Source organism: Pseudomonas sp. 05N431 (assembly GCF_056397005.1).
The window spans coordinates 505896-525436 of the sequence record NZ_JBFTMN010000004.1 but is presented as its reverse complement, the minus strand read 5'-3'; the positions used below and the strand labels follow the sequence as shown (position 1 = coordinate 525436).

Annotated in this window: 23 protein-coding genes; 12 read left to right on the top strand and 11 right to left on the bottom strand. The window is 60.2% G+C overall.

Features of this window, described 5'->3' with window-relative positions; genetic code table 11:
* Window positions 1-139: 139 nt before the first annotated feature.
* From AC1DIG_RS10050 to tsaC, 3 genes are all read left to right on the top strand, one after another.
* Complete coding sequence (locus AC1DIG_RS10050; RefSeq protein WP_477767185.1) at window positions 140-1165, top strand: LysM peptidoglycan-binding domain-containing protein; 1026 nt, start codon at window positions 140-142, stop codon at window positions 1163-1165.
* A gap of 80 nt (window positions 1166-1245) precedes the next feature.
* A complete protein-coding gene (gene dprA / locus AC1DIG_RS10045; RefSeq protein WP_477767184.1) occupies window positions 1246-2349 on the top strand; it encodes a DNA-processing protein DprA in 1104 nt (367 codons plus the stop codon).
* A gap of 51 nt (window positions 2350-2400) precedes the next feature.
* Window positions 2401-2958, top strand: coding sequence for an L-threonylcarbamoyladenylate synthase type 1 TsaC (gene tsaC, locus AC1DIG_RS10040; protein ID WP_477767183.1), 558 nt, complete (start codon window positions 2401-2403; stop codon window positions 2956-2958).
* A 132-nt stretch (window positions 2959-3090) separates the two neighbouring features.
* Here the strand turns inward: tsaC and AC1DIG_RS10035 are convergent, their stop codons facing one another.
* Entirely contained in the window at window positions 3091-4068 is a 978-nt protein-coding gene (locus AC1DIG_RS10035; protein ID WP_477767182.1) for an NADPH:quinone reductase, read from the bottom strand.
* A gap of 164 nt (window positions 4069-4232) precedes the next feature.
* Between AC1DIG_RS10035 and hemF the strand changes: the two genes are divergently transcribed.
* Together hemF and aroE are read left to right on the top strand one after the other, a co-directional pair.
* Window positions 4233-5147, top strand: a complete 915-nt coding sequence (hemF, locus tag AC1DIG_RS10030) for an oxygen-dependent coproporphyrinogen oxidase (RefSeq protein ID WP_477767181.1) — start codon at window positions 4233-4235, stop codon at window positions 5145-5147.
* Window positions 5148-5160: 13 nt separating this feature from the next.
* Window positions 5161-5982, top strand: a complete 822-nt coding sequence (gene aroE / locus AC1DIG_RS10025; protein ID WP_477767180.1) for a shikimate dehydrogenase — start codon at window positions 5161-5163, stop codon at window positions 5980-5982.
* Between the two features lie 115 nt (window positions 5983-6097).
* On the opposite strand, the gene AC1DIG_RS10020 is transcribed toward aroE, so the two are convergent.
* The 3 genes from AC1DIG_RS10020 to betC form a co-directional block, all read right to left on the bottom strand.
* Window positions 6098-7666, bottom strand: a complete 1569-nt coding sequence (locus AC1DIG_RS10020) for a SulP family inorganic anion transporter (protein WP_477767179.1) — start codon at window positions 7664-7666, stop codon at window positions 6098-6100.
* Between the two features lie 151 nt (window positions 7667-7817).
* On the bottom strand, window positions 7818-8738 hold the full coding sequence (gene choX / locus AC1DIG_RS10015; RefSeq protein ID WP_477767178.1) for a choline ABC transporter substrate-binding protein: 921 nt from the start codon (window positions 8736-8738) through the stop codon (window positions 7818-7820).
* 15 nt (window positions 8739-8753) lie between these two features.
* Window positions 8754-10268, bottom strand: coding sequence for a choline-sulfatase (gene betC / locus AC1DIG_RS10010; RefSeq protein WP_477767177.1), 1515 nt, complete (start codon window positions 10266-10268; stop codon window positions 8754-8756).
* A gap of 114 nt (window positions 10269-10382) precedes the next feature.
* Between betC and AC1DIG_RS10005 the strand changes: the two genes are divergently transcribed.
* Both AC1DIG_RS10005 and AC1DIG_RS10000 read left to right on the top strand, forming a co-directional pair.
* Window positions 10383-11333: a choline sulfate utilization transcriptional regulator gene (locus AC1DIG_RS10005; protein ID WP_477767176.1), complete on the top strand. Its 951-nt coding sequence runs from the start codon at window positions 10383-10385 to the stop codon at window positions 11331-11333.
* 38 nt (window positions 11334-11371) lie between these two features.
* On the top strand, window positions 11372-11698 hold the full coding sequence (locus AC1DIG_RS10000; RefSeq protein WP_477767175.1) for a DOPA 4,5-dioxygenase family protein: 327 nt from the start codon (window positions 11372-11374) through the stop codon (window positions 11696-11698).
* Between the two features lie 128 nt (window positions 11699-11826).
* Here the strand turns inward: AC1DIG_RS10000 and AC1DIG_RS09995 are convergent, their stop codons facing one another.
* From AC1DIG_RS09995 to trpB, 3 genes are all read right to left on the bottom strand, one after another.
* Window positions 11827-12258, bottom strand: coding sequence for an anti-virulence regulator CigR family protein (locus AC1DIG_RS09995; RefSeq protein WP_477767174.1), 432 nt, complete (start codon window positions 12256-12258; stop codon window positions 11827-11829).
* A 124-nt stretch (window positions 12259-12382) separates the two neighbouring features.
* Window positions 12383-13195 (bottom strand): tryptophan synthase subunit alpha, encoded by an 813-nt coding sequence (gene trpA / locus AC1DIG_RS09990; RefSeq protein WP_427531086.1) that lies wholly within the window; start codon window positions 13193-13195, stop codon window positions 12383-12385.
* Window positions 13195-14415 (bottom strand): tryptophan synthase subunit beta, encoded by a 1221-nt coding sequence (trpB, locus tag AC1DIG_RS09985; RefSeq protein ID WP_477767173.1) that lies wholly within the window; start codon window positions 14413-14415, stop codon window positions 13195-13197. The genes trpA and trpB overlap by 1 nt, the downstream gene beginning before the upstream one ends.
* Window positions 14416-14527: 112 nt before the next feature.
* On the opposite strand from trpB, the gene AC1DIG_RS09980 reads away from it, so the two are divergent.
* Entirely contained in the window at window positions 14528-15418 is an 891-nt protein-coding gene (locus AC1DIG_RS09980; RefSeq protein ID WP_477767172.1) for a LysR family transcriptional regulator, read from the top strand.
* Here AC1DIG_RS09980 and AC1DIG_RS09975 read toward each other — a convergent pair.
* Entirely contained in the window at window positions 15415-15741 is a 327-nt protein-coding gene (locus AC1DIG_RS09975) for an ElaB/YgaM/YqjD family protein (RefSeq protein ID WP_477767171.1), read from the bottom strand. The two genes, AC1DIG_RS09980 and AC1DIG_RS09975, sit on opposite strands and share 4 nt — an antisense overlap.
* Before the next feature lie 142 nt (window positions 15742-15883).
* Here AC1DIG_RS09975 and AC1DIG_RS09970 point away from each other — a divergent pair, with 142 nt between their 5' ends.
* On the top strand, window positions 15884-16099 hold the full coding sequence (locus tag AC1DIG_RS09970; protein WP_054594910.1) for a dodecin: 216 nt from the start codon (window positions 15884-15886) through the stop codon (window positions 16097-16099).
* Between the two features lie 132 nt (window positions 16100-16231).
* Window positions 16232-16453, top strand: a complete 222-nt coding sequence (locus AC1DIG_RS09965) for a DUF1161 domain-containing protein (protein WP_054594911.1) — start codon at window positions 16232-16234, stop codon at window positions 16451-16453.
* A 70-nt stretch (window positions 16454-16523) separates the two neighbouring features.
* Here the strand turns inward: AC1DIG_RS09965 and AC1DIG_RS09960 are convergent, their stop codons facing one another.
* Complete coding sequence (locus tag AC1DIG_RS09960) at window positions 16524-17525, bottom strand: LLM class flavin-dependent oxidoreductase (protein ID WP_477767170.1); 1002 nt, start codon at window positions 17523-17525, stop codon at window positions 16524-16526.
* 241 nt (window positions 17526-17766) lie between these two features.
* Here AC1DIG_RS09960 and AC1DIG_RS09955 point away from each other — a divergent pair, with 241 nt between their 5' ends.
* Together AC1DIG_RS09955 and AC1DIG_RS09950 are read left to right on the top strand one after the other, a co-directional pair.
* Entirely contained in the window at window positions 17767-18198 is a 432-nt protein-coding gene (locus tag AC1DIG_RS09955; protein ID WP_477767169.1) for an OsmC family protein, read from the top strand.
* A gap of 184 nt (window positions 18199-18382) precedes the next feature.
* A complete protein-coding gene (locus AC1DIG_RS09950; RefSeq protein WP_019694449.1) occupies window positions 18383-18616 on the top strand; it encodes a DUF1161 domain-containing protein in 234 nt (77 codons plus the stop codon).
* 6 nt (window positions 18617-18622) lie between these two features.
* Here the strand turns inward: AC1DIG_RS09950 and AC1DIG_RS09945 are convergent, their stop codons facing one another.
* A complete protein-coding gene (locus AC1DIG_RS09945) occupies window positions 18623-19042 on the bottom strand; it encodes a PA0061/PA0062 family lipoprotein (RefSeq protein WP_477767168.1) in 420 nt (139 codons plus the stop codon).
* 40 nt (window positions 19043-19082) lie between these two features.
* Entirely contained in the window at window positions 19083-19499 is a 417-nt protein-coding gene (locus tag AC1DIG_RS09940; RefSeq protein ID WP_477767167.1) for a PA0061/PA0062 family lipoprotein, read from the bottom strand.
* Between the last annotated feature and the right edge of the window lie 42 nt (window positions 19500-19541).

Here is a 19541-nt window from a genome sequence, read left to right as displayed (position 1 = left end):
CTGGGCCGATGGCCTGGCGGGTCCGAAGATGCAGGCTACCGTTGTAAAACGTAGCTCCCTTCTTTTCATTAGAAAGGGGGAGCGGGCCACGAGGGCTCTGGCGTTCTACTCGAATGCACATAATAAAGGGATTCACCGCATGAGGAAATCACTACTCGCCCTGCTGCTTCTGGCCTCGGCCGGTTTCGCACACGGACAAGTGCAACTCAAGGAAGGTTTTCCACAGCATTACACGGTAGTGGCGGGCGACACGCTTTGGGACATCTCCGGGAAATACCTCCGCGAACCCTGGAAATGGCCCGAACTCTGGCAGGCCAACCCGCAGATCGAAAACCCCAACCTGATCTATCCCGGCGACTCGCTGTCGCTGGTCTATATCAACGGGCAACCGCGCCTGACCCTCAATCGCGGGGCTTCACGCGGCACTATCAAGCTCTCGCCACAAGTGCGCAGCACGCCGGTGGCCGACGCCATTCCGAGTATTCCGCTGCGATCCATCAACAGCTTCCTGTTGAGCAACCGGATCATCGACAAAGTGGAAGACTTCAACAAGGCGCCGTACATCGTTGCTGGTGACGCCGAACGGGTGCTCAGCGGCATGGGCGATCGCATCTATGCACGCGGCAAGTTCGACCCGGCGCAGTCGGTGTACGGCATCTTCCGCCAGGGCAAGGTCTACAGCGATCCGCAAAGCAAAGAGTTCCTGGGGATCAACGCCGACGACATCGGTGGCGGCGAGATCATCGCCACTGAAGGCGATGTCGCCACCCTCGCCTTGCAACGCACCACTCAAGAGGTTCGTCTCGGCGACCGCTTGTTCAGCGGCGAAGAGCGGGCGATCAACTCGACCTTCATGCCCAGCGCCCCCCAAAACGACATTCACGGCTTGATCATTGACGTGCCACGGGGTGTTACGCAGATCGGCGCGCTTGATGTGGTGACCCTGAACAAGGGCCAGCGCGACGGTTTGGCCGAAGGCAACGTGCTGGTGGTGATGAAAACCGGTGAAACCGTGCGTGACCGGGTCACGGGCGAACAGGTGAAAATCCCGGATGAGCGCGCCGGTTTGCTGATGATCTTCCGCACCTACGAAAAGCTCAGTTACGGCTTGGTGCTGAACGCCTCGCGCTCCCTGGCGGTGATGGACAAGGTGCGTAATCCATAAAAGACTCAACACGTTACCAACAGACTTATCCACAGCTTGTTGCCGATTCAACACGACCAATAACGATCAAGGATGATCTTATGCCGCTGTTTGCACCTACGCAGGTATCACCGGCGGAACTGGAAGCGCGTTTGCGTTTGCATCGTCTCCCGGAGCTCGGCCCTCGACGTTTTCAAAAGCTGCTCGAAGCCTTTGGCTCGGCCTCAAAAGCCATCAGCGCACCGGCTTCTGCCTGGCGTGCCTTGGGGTTGCCGGCGGCCAGTGCCGAGGCCAGGCGTAGCCCTGAAATTCGTGATGGCGCCTACCACGCATTGGCCTGGCTAGAGCGTGAGGGCCAGCATTTACTGATGATTGACCAGCCGGGCTACCCGGCACTGTTGGCAGAAATCAGTGACCCGCCACCGTTGCTGTTTGTCGCGGGCGATCCAGGCATTCTGGAAAAACCGCAGCTGGCGATGGTCGGCAGCCGGCGTGCATCGAGGCCGGGAATGGACACCGCTGCGGCGTTTTCCCGCAGTCTGGCGGGTGCCGGATTCGTCATCACCAGCGGTCTGGCATTGGGGATCGATGCGGCGGCGCATCAAGCCGCGCTGGACGTCGGTGGGCAGACCGTCGGAGTGCTCGGCACCGGTCTGGAAAATTTTTATCCACAGCGCAATCGGCGGATTGCCGACGCGATGATTGCGCAAGGCAGTGCGGTGGTTTCCGAGTTCCCGCTGGACGCCGGACCGCAGGCCAGCAACTTCCCGCGGCGCAATCGGATCATCAGCGGTTTATCCCTCGGCGTGCTGGTGGTCGAGGCCAGTGTCGCCAGCGGTTCGCTGATTACCGCACGGCTGGCGGCGGAACAGGGTCGCGAGGTGTATGCCATTCCAGGCTCCATTCATCATCCCGGCGCCCGTGGTTGTCACCAACTGATCCGCGACGGCGCGGTGTTGGTGGAAACCATCGAACATATCCTCGAAGGCCTGCGCGGTTGGCAGAATCTGCCGTTATCCACAGACGCTGCGGCGCCCGTCGATCATCCGTTGCTGTGCCTGCTGTTTGCCGCACCGCATACCAGCGAGGCCCTGGCCGACGCGGCGGGATGGGCATTGCCGAAGGTATTGGCGGCGCTGACGGAGCTTGAAATGGATGGCCGGGCAGTGAGCGAAGGCGGACGCTGGTTTGCGCGCGTAAGCTAGGTTCATGAAAGATCGGTAAACTGCGCACAGCCTTATTTTGGAGAGTCGGTAATGGTCAACAGTTGGCGTGTGCAACAAGCCGCACAAGCTATTCGCGCAGGGGCGGTGATTGCTTACCCAACCGAAGCTGTCTGGGGTCTGGGTTGCGACCCTTGGGACGAAGAGGCGGTGTATCGCTTGCTGGCGATCAAGGGCCGTTCGGTGGAAAAGGGCCTGATCCTGATTGCCGACAACATTCGCCAGTTCGACTTCCTGTTCGAAGATTTCCCGGAGCTGTGGATGGATCGCATGGCCAGCACCTGGCCGGGGCCGAACACCTGGCTGGTGCCCCATCAGAACATGTTGCCGCAATGGATCACCGGGGTCCACGAGACCGTGGCGTTGCGGGTGAGTGATCACCCTCTGGTGCGGGATTTGTGTGCGTTGGTCGGGCCATTGGTGTCGACTTCAGCCAACCCGCAAGGCCGGCCGGCAGCGCGTTCTCGAATTCGCGTCGAGCAGTATTTCCGTGGGCAAATCGACCTGGTGCTGGGCGGGAATCTGGGCGGACGGAAAAACCCGAGCCTGATTCGCGATCTGGCCACCGGCAACGTGGTGCGCCCGGCCTAAGACCGAGGTGAACCCATCGCGAGCAAGCTCGCTCCCACAGTAGATCTTTAGTGAACACAGATTTTGTGTACGACAACGATTCAGTGTGGGAGCGAGCTTGCTCGCGATGAGGCCCTACCAAACACCTGATACTTAAGGCAAAAGCACCGTCGACCCGGTAGTACGCCGCGCCGACAACTCAATCTGCGCCTTAGCCGCGTCAGCCAGTGGATAACGCTGGCTGATGTCCACCTTCAACTTGCCGCTGATGATCATCCCGAACAGCTCATCGGCCATGGTTTGCAGGTTTTCAGCGTTGTTAGCGTAAGTCCCCAGCGTTGGACGGGTCACGTACAGTGAGCCCTTCGCAGCCAGAATCCCCAGGTTGACTCCATCCACCGCACCCGATGCATTACCGAAACTCACTACCAGCCCGCGTGGCGCCACGCAGTCGAGCGAAGTCAGCCAGGTGTCCTTGCCTACGCCGTCGTAGACCACCGGCACCTTTTTGCCGTCAGTCAGTTCCAGCACCCGCTGTGCGACGTTTTCCTTGCTGTAGTCGATGGTTGCCCAGGCGCCGAGGGATTTTGCCAGTGCGGCTTTTTCCGGCGAACTGACGGTACCGATCAACTTCACGCCCAAGGCCTTGGCCCATTGGCAGGCCAGCGAACCGACACCACCTGCAGCGGCGTGGAACAGGATCGTTTCGCCACCCTTGAGTTCATAGGTCTGACGCAACAGGTACTGCACGGTCAGGCCCTTGAGCATGACGCCTGCAGCCTGTTCGAAACTGATGGCGTCCGGCAGATGCACCAAATTGTCTTGCGGCAACACATGCAACTCGCTGTAAGCACCCAGCGGGCCACTGCCGTAGGCCACACGGTCACCGACCTTGAAGCGCGTGACGCCGCTGCCCACCGCATCGACCACGCCCGCGCCTTCCGCGCCCAGGCCCGATGGCAGGGCTGGCGGTGCGTAGAGGCCGCTGCGGTAATAGGTGTCGATGAAGTTCAGGCCGATGGCCTTGTTGCTCACGCGCACCTGCTGCGGACCCGGCTCGGCAGGCTGATAATCCACATACTCAAGCACTTCGGGGCCGCCATGGGCACGGAACTGGATTCGTTTGGCCATCTGCACTCTCCTTAGGTGGTTTTGCGTAGCGCCCTATCGGACTCCTAAGCTTGATCTTCGTCAACTGCGACGGGCACAAGTGCAGTGTTATGCTACGCGCCCATTTGCGCCGGACGCCGTTCTGATCGAGCGCCGCGTAGCTTTGCCCGATTCAAGGTGATGCCATGACTACCCGCACCGAGGCCGTAAAAGCCTACCTGCTCGACCTGCAAGACCGCATTTGTGCTGCGCTGGAAGCCGAAGACGGTGGCACTCGTTTCGTCGAAGATGCCTGGACCCGGCCTGCCGGTGGTGGCGGTCGCACGCGGGTGATTGAAAACGGCGCGGTTATCGAGAAGGGCGGTGTCAACTTTTCCCACGTCTTTGGCAGCGGTCTTCCGCCGTCCGCCAGCGCCCATCGGCCAGAATTGGCCGGGCGCGGCTTCGAGGCCCTTGGTGTGTCGCTGGTGATTCACCCGCACAACCCGCATGTGCCGACGTCCCACGCCAACGTGCGCTTTTTCATCGCCGAGAAAGAAGGTGAAGAAGCGGTCTGGTGGTTCGGCGGCGGTTTCGACCTGACCCCTTACTACGGCAATGAAGAAGACTGCGTGCATTGGCACCGCGTGGCCGCGAAGGCCTGCGAGCCCTTTGGACCAGATGTCTACAGCCGTTACAAGGCGTGGTGCGACAGCTATTTCCACATCAAGCATCGTAACGAGCCCCGGGGCATCGGCGGTCTGTTCTTCGATGACCTGAACGAGTGGGACTTCGACACCTGCTTCGCCTTCATGCGCGCTATCGGCGATGCTTACATCGACGCGTACCTGCCGATCGTCCAGCGTCGCAAGGCACAAGCCTTTACCGCGCAACAGCGTGAGTTCCAGGAGTTTCGTCGTGGGCGCTATGTCGAATTCAACCTGGTGTACGACCGTGGCACGCTGTTCGGCCTGCAATCGGGCGGGCGTACCGAGTCGATCCTTATGTCGCTGCCGCCGCAAGTGCGTTGGGGTTACGACTGGAAGGCCGAGCCTGGCAGTGAAGAGGCGCGCCTGACCGAGTATTTCCTGCAAGATCGCGATTGGCTGGCTAACGCCTGAACGAGGACTCCTGATGGACCGTTACGTCGTATTCGGTAACCCGATTGGCCATAGCAAATCGCCGTTGATCCATCGCCTGTTTGCCGAGCAGACCACTCAAAAACTGGACTACAGCACCTTGCTGGCGCCGCTGGATGACTTTTCCGGTTGTGCCACGGAGTTTTTCCGCGAAGGCCGTGGTGCCAACGTTACGGTGCCGTTCAAGGAAGAGGCCTATCGTCTGGCCAACAGCCTGACGGAACGGGCCCAGCGAGCGGGTGCGGTCAACACCTTGAGCAAACTGGCGGACGGCAGCCTGTTGGGTGACAACACCGATGGTGCCGGGCTGGTGCGGGACCTGACGGTCAATGCCGGATTCAGCCTGCGCGGTAAACGCATTCTGCTGCTGGGCGCTGGCGGTGCGGTGCGTGGCGCGCTGGAGCCGTTGCTGGCCGAGCAGCCGGCGTCGGTGATCATCGCCAACCGTACGCTGGAAAAAGCCGAATTGCTGGCCGAACTGTTCGCCGATCTCGGCCCGGTGTCCGCCAGTGGTTTCGACTGGCTGCGTGAGCCGGTGGACCTGATTATCAATGCGACGTCGGCCAGCCTGTCAGGCGATGTACCGCCAATTGCCAGCAGCCTGATCGAGCCGGGCAAGACCGTTTGCTACGACATGATGTACAGCAAGGAACCGACTTCGTTCTGCCGCTGGGCCAGCGAACACGGCGCAGCAGTGTCGATGGATGGCCTGGGGATGCTGGCCGAACAGGCGGCCGAAGCGTTCTTCCTGTGGCGCGGCGTACGCCCGGATACCGCGCCGGTGCTGGCCGAACTCCGCCGCCAGCTGGCGTTGTAACCAATGTGGGAGCGAGCTTGCTCGCGATAGCAATCTGTCAGTCACATCGGTGCTGGAAGTTGCTGACGTTATCGCGAGCAAGCTCGCTCCCACAGGGGGCCATTTTGATGTTGGATCAATCCTCAAACCGGATCGGGCATTTCTCCGGTCCTTCGAGCTTTATCAACTCCTCGACTACATGCCCCCGCGCCCGGCGCAGGATCAGGCTGCGGCCTTGTCTGAGCAGTCGGCGCGCTTCCTGGTGCAGCATCTCTACGCCGGAATAGTCGATGAAATTGATGTACTGCCCTTCGATAACCACCTTTAAGCCCTGAGTGCGTTGCAGACGGACTTGCAGGTAGTGGCTGGCGCCGAAGAAGATTGAGCCGCCGACCCGCAGAATCTCTTCATCGCCTTCGCTCCATTGCTGCACGCGGGGTTGCGAGGTGCGTTTGAGGTAGAAAAACAGCGAGGCCAACACCCCGGCGTAGATCGCCGTTTGTAGTTCCAGCAGCAAGGTGGCGACGCACGTTAGCGCCATCACCGCGAATTCGGCATGACTGACCCGGAACAACGCGCGAATGCCGCGATGGTCCACCAATCCCCAGCAAATCAGCAGAATGCTCCCGGCCATGGCCGGAATCGGGATATGCGCTATCAGCGTTGCCCCGGTCAGCGCAAACAACGCTACCCACAGCGCCGAGAACACCCCGGCCAGTGGCGAGCAGGCACCCGCCTCATAACTCAATCCTGAACGGGTAAAGGAACCGGCCGACAGCGAGCCTGCGAAAAAGCTGCCGACGATGTTCGAAAGTCCCTGCGCACGGACTTCCTGATTCGCATCGAGTAATTGCTGCGAACGCGCCGACAACGAGCGGGCAATCGACAGGCTGGTGACCAGCCCGAGCATGCCGACCGCCACCGCACTGGGCAGTAGGCGCAACACCAGGTCCAGATCCAGCGGCAATGGGTTGAACGGCGGCAACCGGCCGACGAATGAGCTGACCAGCTTCACATGGCCAAACATCGATGGCCACAGCCACACCAACAGCCCGCTGAAGATCAGGCTGATCAACAGGCTCGGCCAGCGTGGCAGCAGCAGTTTCAGCGCAATACCCACCGCCAGCGTGCCAAGGCCCAGCACCAGCGACGGTTTATCCAGTGCACCGATGTCGCCGATCAAGGACAGCAGACTGTTCAGCGCCGTGGCCTGATTCGGCAGGTCCAGCCCCAACAGGTTTGGCAGTTGCCCGAGGGCGATCACCACCGCCGCACCGAGGGTGAAGCCCAGCACCACCGAGTGCGAGACGAAGTTCACCAGCGCGCCAAAGCGCAGCATGCCCAGCAGCCACTGGAAGATACCGGCAAGGAGGGTCAGCAGCAGGATCAACGTGATGTAGTCCTGGGAACCGGGCACGGCCAAGGGACTGACGCTGGCGTAAAGAACGATGGAGATTGCCGCTGTCGGACCACAGATCAAATGCCAGGAGGAACCCCAGAGGCAGGCAATCAATACGGGGATGATGGCGGCGTACAAACCGTATTCGGCGGGTAACCCGGCGATCAGGGCGTAGGCAATGGACTGCGGCAACGCAAGAATCGCCCCGCTGAGGCCGACGACAAGGTCGCGGCCGACGCTGGCGCGGGTTTGCCGGGGCAGCCAGCTGAGAAAGGGGAAGAGCTTATGGCGTCTGGAGATTGCCATGGGGCCTCTCGGCGAGTGACTGAGAATGCTCAGGGTGGTGTTTCAGATGCGACGGTGCAAGGGCAAAAATCGATTCGCGAGCAAGCTCGCTCCCACAGGGTAATTCGCGAACCTGTGGGAGCGAGCTTGCTCGCGATGGCGGTTTTGGACTTTATAACTTCGCTTTGACCGCTGGCAACGCGTCCTTCCCATCCGCCGTTTTCACGCCATCAAGCCACTTCTCCAGCACCGCCGGATTAGCCTTGATCCACGCCTTCGCCGCGTCGGCGTTGCTGAGCTTCTTGTTGACCACTTCGGCCATGATGCTGTTCTCCATCTCCTGGGTGAAGCTCAGGTTGGTCAGCAGTTTGCCGACGTTCGGGCAAGCCTGTGCATAACCCTTGCGGGTCAGGGTGTGGACACTGCCGGTGTCGCCGAAGTATTTCTCGCCGCCCTTCAGGTAATGCATTTTCAGTTGCACGTTCATCGGGTGCGGGGTCCAGCCGAGGAAGGTCACGAACTTCTGCTTTTTCACCGCGCGGGACACTTCGGCGAGCATTGCCTGTTCGCTGGATTCGATCAGCTTCCATTGGCCGAGGTCGAAATCGTTCTTCTTGATGATCTCTTGCAGCGAAATGTTAGCCGGGGCACCGGAGCCGATGCCGTAGATCTTCTTGTCGAACTTGTCGGCGTACTTGTTCAGGTCGGCAAAGTCATGCACGCCGGCGTCCCACACGTAGTCCGGTACCGCCAGGGTGAACTCGGTGCCGTCGAGGTTCTTCGACAGTTGAGTGACATCGCCATTGGCCACGAACTTGTCGTAGAAGCCCTGCTGCGCCGGCATCCAGTTACCCAGAAATACGTCGACCTGGCCGTCCTTGAGCCCGCCAAAGGTGATCGGCACTGCCAAGGTGTCGACCTTGGCCTTGTAGCCCATGCCGTCAAGCAGGAAACCGGTGATGGCGTTGGTCGCGGCGATGTCACTCCAGCCCGGGTCAGCCATTTTCACTGTGTCGCAACTTTGCTCGGCGTAGGCCGAAACGCTGCTCAAGGCCAGCAGCCCCGCCGTCAGTACTGTGGATAACTTTTGCATGTTCTTCCCCTTACGTTATTGGTTTTGGCAGGGTTGTGGATAACGTGCTTTGCGCTCCAGATCATCGAGGTCGATGTGGTTGCGCATGTACTGCTGACTGGCATCGACCAACGGCTGGTGATCCCAGCTCTTCAGCTTGCCGAGCGTCAGCGCCTGAGCGACGAAACGTCGTCGACGCTGGCTGGCAAGCACCTGTTGGTGGATTTCCGGGATATTCCATTTAGCCCGTGCTTCGGCGAGAAAATCGTCGAACAACTGGCGATGTTGTGCGGATTGGCTGAGTTCCTCCTGTTCATGCGGATCGTTGTGCACGTCGAAGAGCAGGCACGGGTCGTCTTCGCTGTAGATGAATTTGTACTTGCCCCGGCGGATCATCATCAGCGGACTGATGGTGCCTTCGGCCATGTATTCACCAAACACTTCGTCGTGTCCGCCCTGCCCTTGCAGGTGCGGCACCAGCGAGCGACCGTCCAGTGGCAATCCCGGCTCCAACGTGCCACCGGCCAGTTCCACCAGGGTTGGCAGCAAGTCGGCGGTGGACACCGCAGCGCTTACTCGGCCAGCGGCGAACTGCCCCGGTGCGCTGACCAGCAGCGGCACGCGGGCGGCCATTTCGAACCAGTGCATTTTGTACCAGAGCCCACGCTCACCGAGCATGTCGCCGTGGTCGCCGGAGAAGACGATGATGGTGTCGTCGATCAGCCCCGTATCCTCGAGGGTTTGCAGAAGTTTGCCGACGTTGCTGTCGATATAGCTGCACGCACCGAAATAGGCACGCCGCGCGTCGCGGATCTTATCCACAGGCAGCGGCTTGTCCCACAGGTCGTACACCTTGAGCAGACGCTGGGAATGCGGATCGAGATCGGTTTGCGCCGGGGTTTCCGGCAACGGGATGTCTTGGTCGTCGTACAGGTCCCAAAAGGCTTTGGGAATGGTGTACGGGTCGTGTGGGTGAGTCATCGACACGGTCAGGCAAAACGGCTGATCGCCATCTTCGCGGATGTGATCGAACAGGTACTGCTGGGCCTTGAACACCACCTCTTCATCGAAATCCAGCTGATTGGTGCGCACGCAGGGCCCGGCTTGCAGTACCGATGACATGTTGTGATACCAGCTCGGGCGTACGTCCGGTTCATCCCAGTTCACCGCCCAGCCGTAGTCGGCCGGGTAGATGTCGCTGGTCAGGCGTTCTTCGTAACCGTGCAGTTGGTCCGGGCCGCAGAAGTGCATTTTGCCGGACAGCGCGGTGCGGTAGCCGAGGCGCCGCAGGTAGTGGGCATAGGTCGGCACGTCCGCGGGAAAATCCGCCGCGTTGTCGTAGGCGCCGATCTTGCTCGGCAACTGGCCGCTGACCAGGGTGAAACGCGAAGGGGCGCACAACGGGCTGTTGCAATACGCGGCGTCGAACACCACGCCTTGCGCGGCGAGGCGGCTCAGGTTGGGCAGCTTGATCGGCGATGAACCGTAGAACGGCAACAGGGGCGCGGCCATTTGATCGGCCATGATGAAAAGAATGTTCTTGCGCTTCATGTGATCGCGGCATTCCATAGTGAGCAGTTATGCGAAAGTGCTGTGGTCGAGGATGTAGCCCACGCACTTCGTGGTAAAGCCCACGCCCGGCAATGACTAGGATAAGCACAGCTTATGTATGACTCCCTTGGTGATTTGTCCCTGGACCTGTTCCGTGCCTTTGAGGCCGCTGCACGTCACCGCAGCTTCACCGCTGCGGCGGTGGAACTCTGCACCACGCAGCCCGCCGTCAGCCAGCAGCTCAAACGGCTGGAAGAGCAACTCGGCACGCGGTTGTTCGACCGCATCTACCGAGGCATCGAGCTGACCGAGGCCGGAGCGATTCTGTTCGAACAGGTGCAGGCCGGTTTGCAGAGCATCGACGCCGGGCTGAACGCGATCAGCGCCCAGCATCAGCACGAGGTGTTGCAGGTGGCCACCGACTTCGCTTTCGCCGCGTATTGGCTGATGCCGCGTTTGCATCGCTTCCACCAAGCCAATCCACAGGTGGACGTCAGCCTGGTCACCAGCGAACGCAGCCACAACATGCTGCGCACTGACATCGACGTGGCTGTGCTGTTTGGTGATGGGCGTTTCAAGCAGGGCGAAAGCCATTGGCTGTTCAGTGAAGAAGTATTTCCGGTGTGCAGCCCGCTGCTGCTCAAAGACCGCGCGGTCCCCCTGCCCGCCCACGCTTTGCAGGAGTTGCCGCTGCTGCATTTACGCGGCGAAAACAGCAGCCACTGGTTCGACTGGAGCGGCGTGTTCCGCACGTTGGGCATCGCCACCCCACCTGCCCCGGGGCAGCTGCGTTTCGACAACTACACGCTGTTGATACAAGCGGCGATTGGCGGCCAGGGCGTGGCGATTGGTTGGCGGCACCTTGTGGATAACTTGCTGGCGCAAGGTCTGTTATGCCGACCGATTGCCGAGACGGCGATATCGAGCTTCGGCTATTACGTGGTCCTGCCCCAGCGCAAACGCCGCAGCGCGCTGATCCAGCAGTTCGTCGACTGGCTGATGACCGAACAGGCCAGTAGCGCGGAGTCGCTGACAGGTTTGGCGCTGCCATCGATTGCGGTGTAGCGTTGCGGGTGGAATGAATCCCGAGACACGAGAACGCTATGCAACGGATCAAGGGCTATCACGCCCATGTTTACTTCGACGCGAATACCATCGATCAGGCGCGGGCCCTGTGTGAGCAGGCTGCGCAGCTGTTTCCGCTGAAGATGGGCCGGGTGCACGAACGGTTGGTCGGCCCGCACCCGGACTGGAGCTGCCAGCTGGCCTTCGCGCCGGAGCAGCTCGGCGAAGTGCTGCCGTGGCTAGCGCTCAATCGCAAAGGTTTGGTGGTGTTTGTGCACCCGGATACGGGTAATGACCTGGCCGACCACACTGACCATGCGATCTGGATGGGGGCGGTTCGGCCACTGGATTTGTCGATTTTTTGAGCAGCCTGGGTTGCCTGTCAGGGCCTCATCGCGAGCAAGCTCGCTCCCACAGGGTAACGCATTTCAATGTGGGAGCGAGCTTGCTCGCGATGGCGGTGGTTCGGACTACACAAAACGCCGATCAAGACTTAGTACAAAACCCCCTCCAGAACTTCATAAACCACCCCGGTGCCTATGGCGATCAGCACGATGTCGCCGCCCATGCGTCGCCATTCATAACCCGGGTAGTACGGCAAGTGTTCGAGGGCTCGGCTGTCCAGGCGTTCGCCGTAGTAGCCGCGCGGCAAGGGTTGGCCTCTGACCCAGCGAACGCCTGGCGGTGGTGGTGCTCCGCGTACGAAATACCCGTGATTGACGCGGATCACTTCGCGCACCGGACCGAAGTCCTGAGGTGGCCGTCTGAATTCAGGGCGATGATCGCGGTGATCATCGCCGCGATGCTCATACCGCGGGCCGCCGCGATCATGATCGTCGCGTTCATCGGCGCTTACGTGGAGCAAGGGCGTGGCGCTGAGCATCAATACACCCAGGCTGGCAATCAGGCGTTTGGGCATTTTCATTTGGGTCTTCCTCAGAGCATCCACAGCAAAAAAAGGGGCTCAGAACTCGGTTCCAAACCCCTGGGTCTTGCTATTTAGTCTGCGGTGCCGGGTACTTAATTCCTCTGTATCAGGAACTTTACTCTTAGCTGACGCGGGCTTTACGCACACCTTCGGACAATGCCGAGCACAGGCCGAGTACGCCGTCGATGGCCTGCTCAGGTGTGGTCGCGTTGGCGATGTGGTCGATCAGCGCCGAACCCACCACCACGCCGTCTGCCAGACGGGCGATGGACGCCGCTTGCTCTGGTGTGCGGATGCCGAACCCGATGCTGATCGGCAGGTCGGTGTGGCGCCGCAAACGGGCTACGGCTTCTTCGACGTGTTCCAGTGTTGCTGCGCCAGCACCGGTCACTCCGGCCACCGACACGTAGTAAACGAAACCGGAGCTGCCATTTAGCACCGTCGGCAGGCGTGCGTCGTCGGTGGTCGGGGTGGTCAGGCGGATGAAGTCGATGCCTGCCGCTTGCGCCGGGTCGCACAGCTCGGCGTTATGTTCTGGTGGCATGTCGACCACGATCAGGCCATCGACACCGGCTTCTTTGGCATCGCTGATGAAACGCGGTACGCCGTAGTAATGAATCGGGTTGAAGTAACCCATCAGCACCAGCGGCGTGTGGTTGTTGTCTTTGCGGAACTCGCGAACCATTTGCAGGGTTTTCGCCAGGTTCTGTTTGGCACCCAGGGCGCGGATGTTGGCGAGCTGGATCGCCGGGCCGTCGGCCATCGGATCGGTGAACGGCATGCCCAACTCGATCACGTCGGCGCCGGCGGCTGGCAAACCTTTGAGGATCGCCAGCGAGGTGTCATAGCTCGGGTCGCCGGCAGTGACGAAGGTCACCAGGGCGGCGCGGTTCTGTTCTTTGAGTTCGGCGAAGCGCGTTTGCAGGCGGCTCATCAGTGTTTCTCCTGCTTGGACTGTTCCATATGGTGCATCACGGTTTGCATGTCTTTGTCGCCACGGCCGGACAGGTTGACCACCATCAGGTGATCCTTCGGCAGGGTCGGTGCGCGTTTGAACACTTCGGCCAGGGCGTGGGCGCTTTCCAGTGCAGGAATAATCCCTTCCAGGCGGCAGCATTTGTGGAAGGCATCGAGGGCTTCGTGGTCAGTTACCGAGGTGTACTGGACGCGGCCGATGTCATGCAACCAGGCGTGTTCCGGGCCGATACCCGGATAGTCGAGGCCGGCGGAGATCGAGTGAGCATCGATGATCTGGCCATCGTCGTCCTGCAGCAGGAAGGTCCGGTTGCCGTGCAGCACGCCCGGTACGCCGCCGTTCAGGCTGGCCGCATGCTTGCCGGTTTCGATGCCATGCCCCGCCGCTTCAACGCCGATGATTTCGACGCTTTTGTCATCGAGGAACGGGTGGAACAGGCCCATGGCGTTGGAACCACCGCCGATGCACGCCACCAGGCTGTCCGGCAGGCGACCTTCCTTGGCTTGCAGTTGTTCGCGGGTTTCCTTGCCGATCACCGCCTGGAAGTCGCGGACCATCGCCGGATAAGGGTGCGGCCCGGCCACGGTGCCGATCAGGTAGAAGGTGCTGTCGACGTTGGTCACCCAGTCACGCAGGGCTTCGTTCATCGCGTCTTTCAGAGTGCCGGTGCCGGCAACCACGGGGATCACTTCGGCGCCCAGCAGTTTCATGCGGAACACGTTGGCCTGTTGGCGCTCGATGTCGGTGGTGCCCATGTAGATCACGCAATCGAGGCCAAAGCGCGCGGCCACGGTGGCAGTCGCCACGCCGTGCATGCCGGCGCCGGTCTCGGCGATGATGCGTTTTTTGCCCATGCGCCGCGCCAGCAGGATCTGGCCGATGCAGTTGTTGATCTTGTGCGCGCCGGTGTGGTTCAGCTCTTCGCGCTTGAGGTAGATCTTCGCGCCGCCGCAGAATTCGGTCAGGCGTTCGGCGAAGTACAGCGGGCTTGGGCGGCCGACGTAGTCGCGCTGGAAGTAGGCCAGTTCTTCTTTGAACGCCGGATCATCCTTGGCCGCTTCGTATTCGCGGGCCAGGTCGAGGATCAACGGCATCAGGGTCTCGGCAACGTAGCGGCCGCCGAACGCGCCAAACAGGCCGTTGGCATCAGGGCCGTTGCGCAGATTAGTCTGGGTCATGAGGCGCTCCAGTTGAATTCGTGAAGTGGCAATGGCGTTCACTCTACCCCTGACGTCCCGGGCTGAAAACCGATAAGATCGCCGTAACCTGTCAGGAAAACTCACAGATCCCATGAGCCATGACCTTCCCCCGCTGAACGCCCTGCGCGCCTTCGAGGCCACTGCCCGCCTGAATAGCGTCAGTCAGGCTGCGGAGCAACTGCACGTGACTCACGGTGCGGTCAGTCGACAGTTGAAAGTGCTGGAGGAGCATCTCGGGGTGAGCCTGTTCGTCAAGGATGGACGCGGCCTTAAACTCACAGATGCCGGCGTGCGCTTACGCGACGCCAGCAGCGAGGCCTTCGAGCGATTGCGCACCGTGTGCGGTGAGCTGACGCAAGGTCACGCCGACGCGCCGTTCGTGCTCGGCTGCTCCGGCAGTTTGCTGGCGCGCTGGTTCATTCCACGTCTGGGCCGGCTGAATGCCGACCTGCCGGACTTGCGTTTGCACCTGTCGGCGGGTGAAGGCGATCTTGACCCACGGCGGCCGGGGCTCGATGCCTTGCTGGTGTTTGCCGAGCCGCCGTGGCCCGCGGACATGCAGGTTTATGAATTGGCCAGCGAGCGTATCGGCCCGGTGCTCAGCCCACGCTTTGCCGGTTACGACAGCCTGCGCCAGGCGCCGGCGGCTGCGCTGCTCAACCAATCCTTGTTGCACACCACTTCACGCCCGCAAGCCTGGCCCAGTTGGGCGCAGCGCAACGATCTCGACGCCAAAGCGCTGAAGTTCGGGCAGGGTTTCGAGCATTTGTATTATTTGCTGGAGGCGGCGGTGGCCGGGCTGGGCGTGGCGATTGCCCCTGAGCCGCTGGTGGCCGAGGACTTGAAGGCCGGTCGCCTGGTTGCGCCGTGGGGTTTCAGTGAGACCCCGGCGCAACTGGCGTTGTGGCTACCCAAGCGCGCCGCTGACGGGCGCGCTCGGCAGTTGGCGCAGTGGCTGAAAAACGAGCTGCGCCAACCTTAATGACCGCGTTTGTATAGCAGAAACGCGGCCAGCAAACCCAAGGCACCGACCGCGACGCTGGCTGTGGTCCATGGATGTTCCTGGGCGTAATCGCGGGTGGCGATTCCGGTTTCGCGGGTTTTGACTTTGACTTCTTCGTACGCATCGCTGAGCAGGTGGCGCGAGTGTTTCAGCGCGCTCTCGGCGTTGTTTTTGAGGGCCTTGAGGGTTTTCAGCGACTCGTCCGAGGCATCGCTCTTCAAGCTTTCCAGCGACTTGAGCAGACTCTCGATCTCGGCTTCCATGCTTTGCAATGAGGCTTTACGCAACGACGTGATGGCCATGATGACTCTCCTTCATTGATTGAGTGCTTGTGTTGGTTGGGACTCCAGCGGTTCGGGAAAGTGCAGTCTTTTTGAACCTTCAACGACAGAAGAAATACCGACAATCGCTGCTAGGCTCTAATCACAATTCCAGGAGAACGCCATGACTGACCATCACACCTACAAGAAAGTCGAACTGGTTGGCTCGTCCCCCACCAGCATTGAAGACGCCATCAACAATGCATTGGCCGAGGCCAGCAAAAGCATCAAGCTCATGGAGTGGTTTGAGGTTACTGAAACCCGCGGGCACATCAAGGACGGCAAGGCGGCGCACTTTCAGGTCACACTCAAAGTCGGGTTCCGGATTGCCAACAGCTGAGGTTGAGCTAGGCTTCTGAACTTGTGCGCTGGCCGATTGCCATAGGGAATGGCAAAGCGCTACTTCGTCTTGGGCGGCAGGCGCCCGAGTGTTAACGCTTACCCCTTTTGATCCGACCAGGGAATGTGACCGATGAAGAAATTTATATTGGCGGTGGGTTTGTTGAGCATTGCGGGAACAACCTTTGCGGCGGGCAAACCGTGCGAAGAGCTGAAAAGCGAAATTGCGGCGAAAATCGACGCCAAGGGCTCCAAAAACTATTCGCTGGAAATCGTCGATAAAGGCGCGGCCGCGGGTGGCAAGGTGGTCGGCAAGTGCGAGGCGGGCAAGAAGGTCATCGTCTACAAGAAGTAGGTTGAGTCAGCTGTTTATGTAAAAAAGCCGACGCCATGGCGTCGGCTTTTTTGCAGGCATTGTCCGGGACTTAGCCCTTCATCACTTGCGCCAGCAGTTCGTAGGAGTGCAGGCGATCAGCGTGTTCGTACAGGTCACAGGTGAAGATCAGCTCGTCGGCTTGAGTCTGCTCGATCAGCACTTCAAGTTTGCCGCGAATTTTCGCCGGGCTGCCGACCATGGCCAAACCGAGGAAATCACCGACGGCTTCTCTCTCATGGGGCAACCACAGGCCGTCCATGGTTTTCACCGGTGGCCGCTGGACCAGGCTTTGGCCGCGCATCAGCGCCAGGATTCGTTGGTAGACCGAGGTTGCCAGATAATCAGCGTGTTCGTCGGTGTCGGCGGCTACGAGTGGCACGCCCAGCATCACGTAGGGTTTATCCAGCACGGCTGAAGGTTTGAAGTGATTGCGGTAAACCCGAATCGCTTCATGCATATATCGCGGTGCGAAATGCGAGGCAAAGGCGTAAGGCAAACCGCGTTCGCCGGCCAGTTGGGCGCTGAACAGGCTGGAGCCCAGTAGCCAGACCGGCACATTGGTGCCGGTGCCGGGCATCGCGATAATGCGCTGGTCCGGCGTGCGTGGGCCCAGGTAGCGCACCAGTTCGGCCACGTCTTCCGGGAAATCGTCGGCGCTCCCGGAGCGTTCACGGCGCAAGGCGCGGGCAGTCATCTGGTCGGAGCCCGGTGCGCGACCCAGGCCGAGGTCGATTCGCCCAGGATAGAGGCTTTCGAGGGTGCCAAATTGTTCGGCGATCACCAGCGGCGCATGATTGGGCAGCATCACGCCACCGGATCCGACACGAATGCTCGACGTCCCGCCGGCCAGGTAGCCAAGCAGCACCGAAGTCGCGGAACTGGCAATGCCATCCATGTTGTGGTGTTCGGCGACCCAGAAGCGGTTGTATCCCCACTTCTCCACGTGTTGCGCCAGGTCCAGCGAGTTGCGCAGCGATTGCGCGGGGCTGCCGTTCTCGCGAACGGGCACAAGATCCAGCGTCGAGAACTTGATATCGGACAGTTGTTTCATAAGCCGGCTTCTCCAATGAGGGTACGCAGGCTTTTCTCACCAACGAAAACCTGCCGAATGCATGAGCGTGTTCTATGCAATGTGGGCATATACCCGAGTTTCAATAGCAGACGTGAAATTGCCGACCAGATAAGCGGTTCGATCCGACACGATGAACTTTGCTCAGCCTTCTATCCTCAGAACCCAGGCAACCGAAAACCATGAAGGCGCGACCCTCGCGCCGGATTTTGAGGAGGCAGAGATGAGTATCAAAAAGAAAGCATCGGCGCATTGGGTCGGTGATCTGAAAACCGGCCTTGGTTCTATCTCGACCGAAACCGGGGTCCTGAAAAATGCACCTTATGGCTTCAAGGCGCGTTTTGAAGGCGGCCCGGGCACCAACCCGGAAGAGCTGATCGGCGCCGCTCATGCGGGGTGTTTCTCCATGGCATTTTCGATGATTCTCGGTGAGGCTGGCCTCAAGGCCGACACGATCGACACCCAGGCCGAGGTGACGCTGGATCAGGTCGCTGGTGGTTTTGCGATCACCGCCGTGCACTTGACGCTCAAAGCGAAAATCCCTGGCGCGAGCCAGCAGCAGTTCGAAGAACTGAGCAAAAAAGCCAAAGAAGGCTGCCCGGTTTCCAAGGTGTTGAACGCTAAAATCAGCCTGGATGCAACGCTGGTGAATTGAGTTCTGTGCAGTAAAGATCGCAGCCTTCGGCAGCTCCTACGATGATCGATATGGGTCCGTAGGTGCTGCTGAAGGCTGCGATCTTTTTTGTTCCGGATCAAACTCGCGGAGTGAAACTGTGGTCGAATAAGTGACAGCAGCTTCAGCGCATGACTGTGCGCGCTGCCTCAAGGGAGCTTCAACCATGAAACGTTTTGCCTTGGCGGTTATCTGCAGTGTGCTGGCCACATCGGCCCTGGCGGCAACCAAATCCTGCGAAGAACTCAAGGCCGAGATTGAAGCCAAGATCCAGGCCAATAACGTATCGTCCTACACCCTGGAGATCGTCACCAATGACGAAGTGCACGACCAGAACATGGTGGTCGGCACGTGTGAAGGCGGAACGAAGAAAATCATCTATCAGAAGAACGACAGATAATTCGCCTTACGGCAGGCAGAACGTCTGGTTCTCTTCGGCGACGAGCTCGCGCTTGGCGTTATACAGCCGGGCGCTGGGCGTGGAGGTCAGCGAGCGAGCTTCGAGCAGGTAATGTTGGCCGGCTTCGAAATGATCGTAGCGCACGGTCAAATAGCACAGTCGGTTTGGCGAGTCGAATTCCATGCCAAAACCTCCGTAAAACAGCTCGAAGTCGAAGCGAACCTTCAATTCATGGCTGCCGGGTGTGACCTGGAAGAATCGCCCGTCTTTCAGGCGCTTATTGTCCAGGCTCTCGGCCATGAGGACCTTGCCCCCGGGCGTCGGCATGGCGAAGTCGACCCAGGCCATGTTCGGGTTCGCGGCGGGCAACGGGGTCATACAGCCGGCCAGCGAGCTGATGGCGAGAAAAAGCAGAATTCTGCGCATGATCAATTTCCGGGCGGTCAGGTATTAATCATAGCGCCGATCAGGTGCGCTGACAGCCCGCCAGATGCGCTTGGCCAACGACTTTTCGCTGCTGATCGTAGAGTTTGGCCCACGGCCGGAAGCCGATATTCCCCGCTTGCAGTTGATATCGCTGGCCGGCACTGAAGTCGTTGAACTTCACACTTAACCGGCAATCGCGCCACAGCGGTTCGGCGTCGGGGCCGATATTCGTCGGTGCTACCGCGAACTGATAACGCACCTTCAACTCATGGCTGCCCGGTGGAACCTGGAAGTAGCGTTTATCGGCGGTGGCCTTGGCGTCCACTTCCAGCGCTTGCAACACGGTGTCATGTTGATGGGGCCCGAGGTCGATCCAGGCTTGCGTGGGGTCGGGTTGAGGCAGTCCAACACAGCCAGCCAGCATCAGCAGGTTTGCAGTCAGCATTAACGCGCGCATAGCGAAGCTCCAGTCAGGCGAGATAGTCTTGCGGGCAGACTC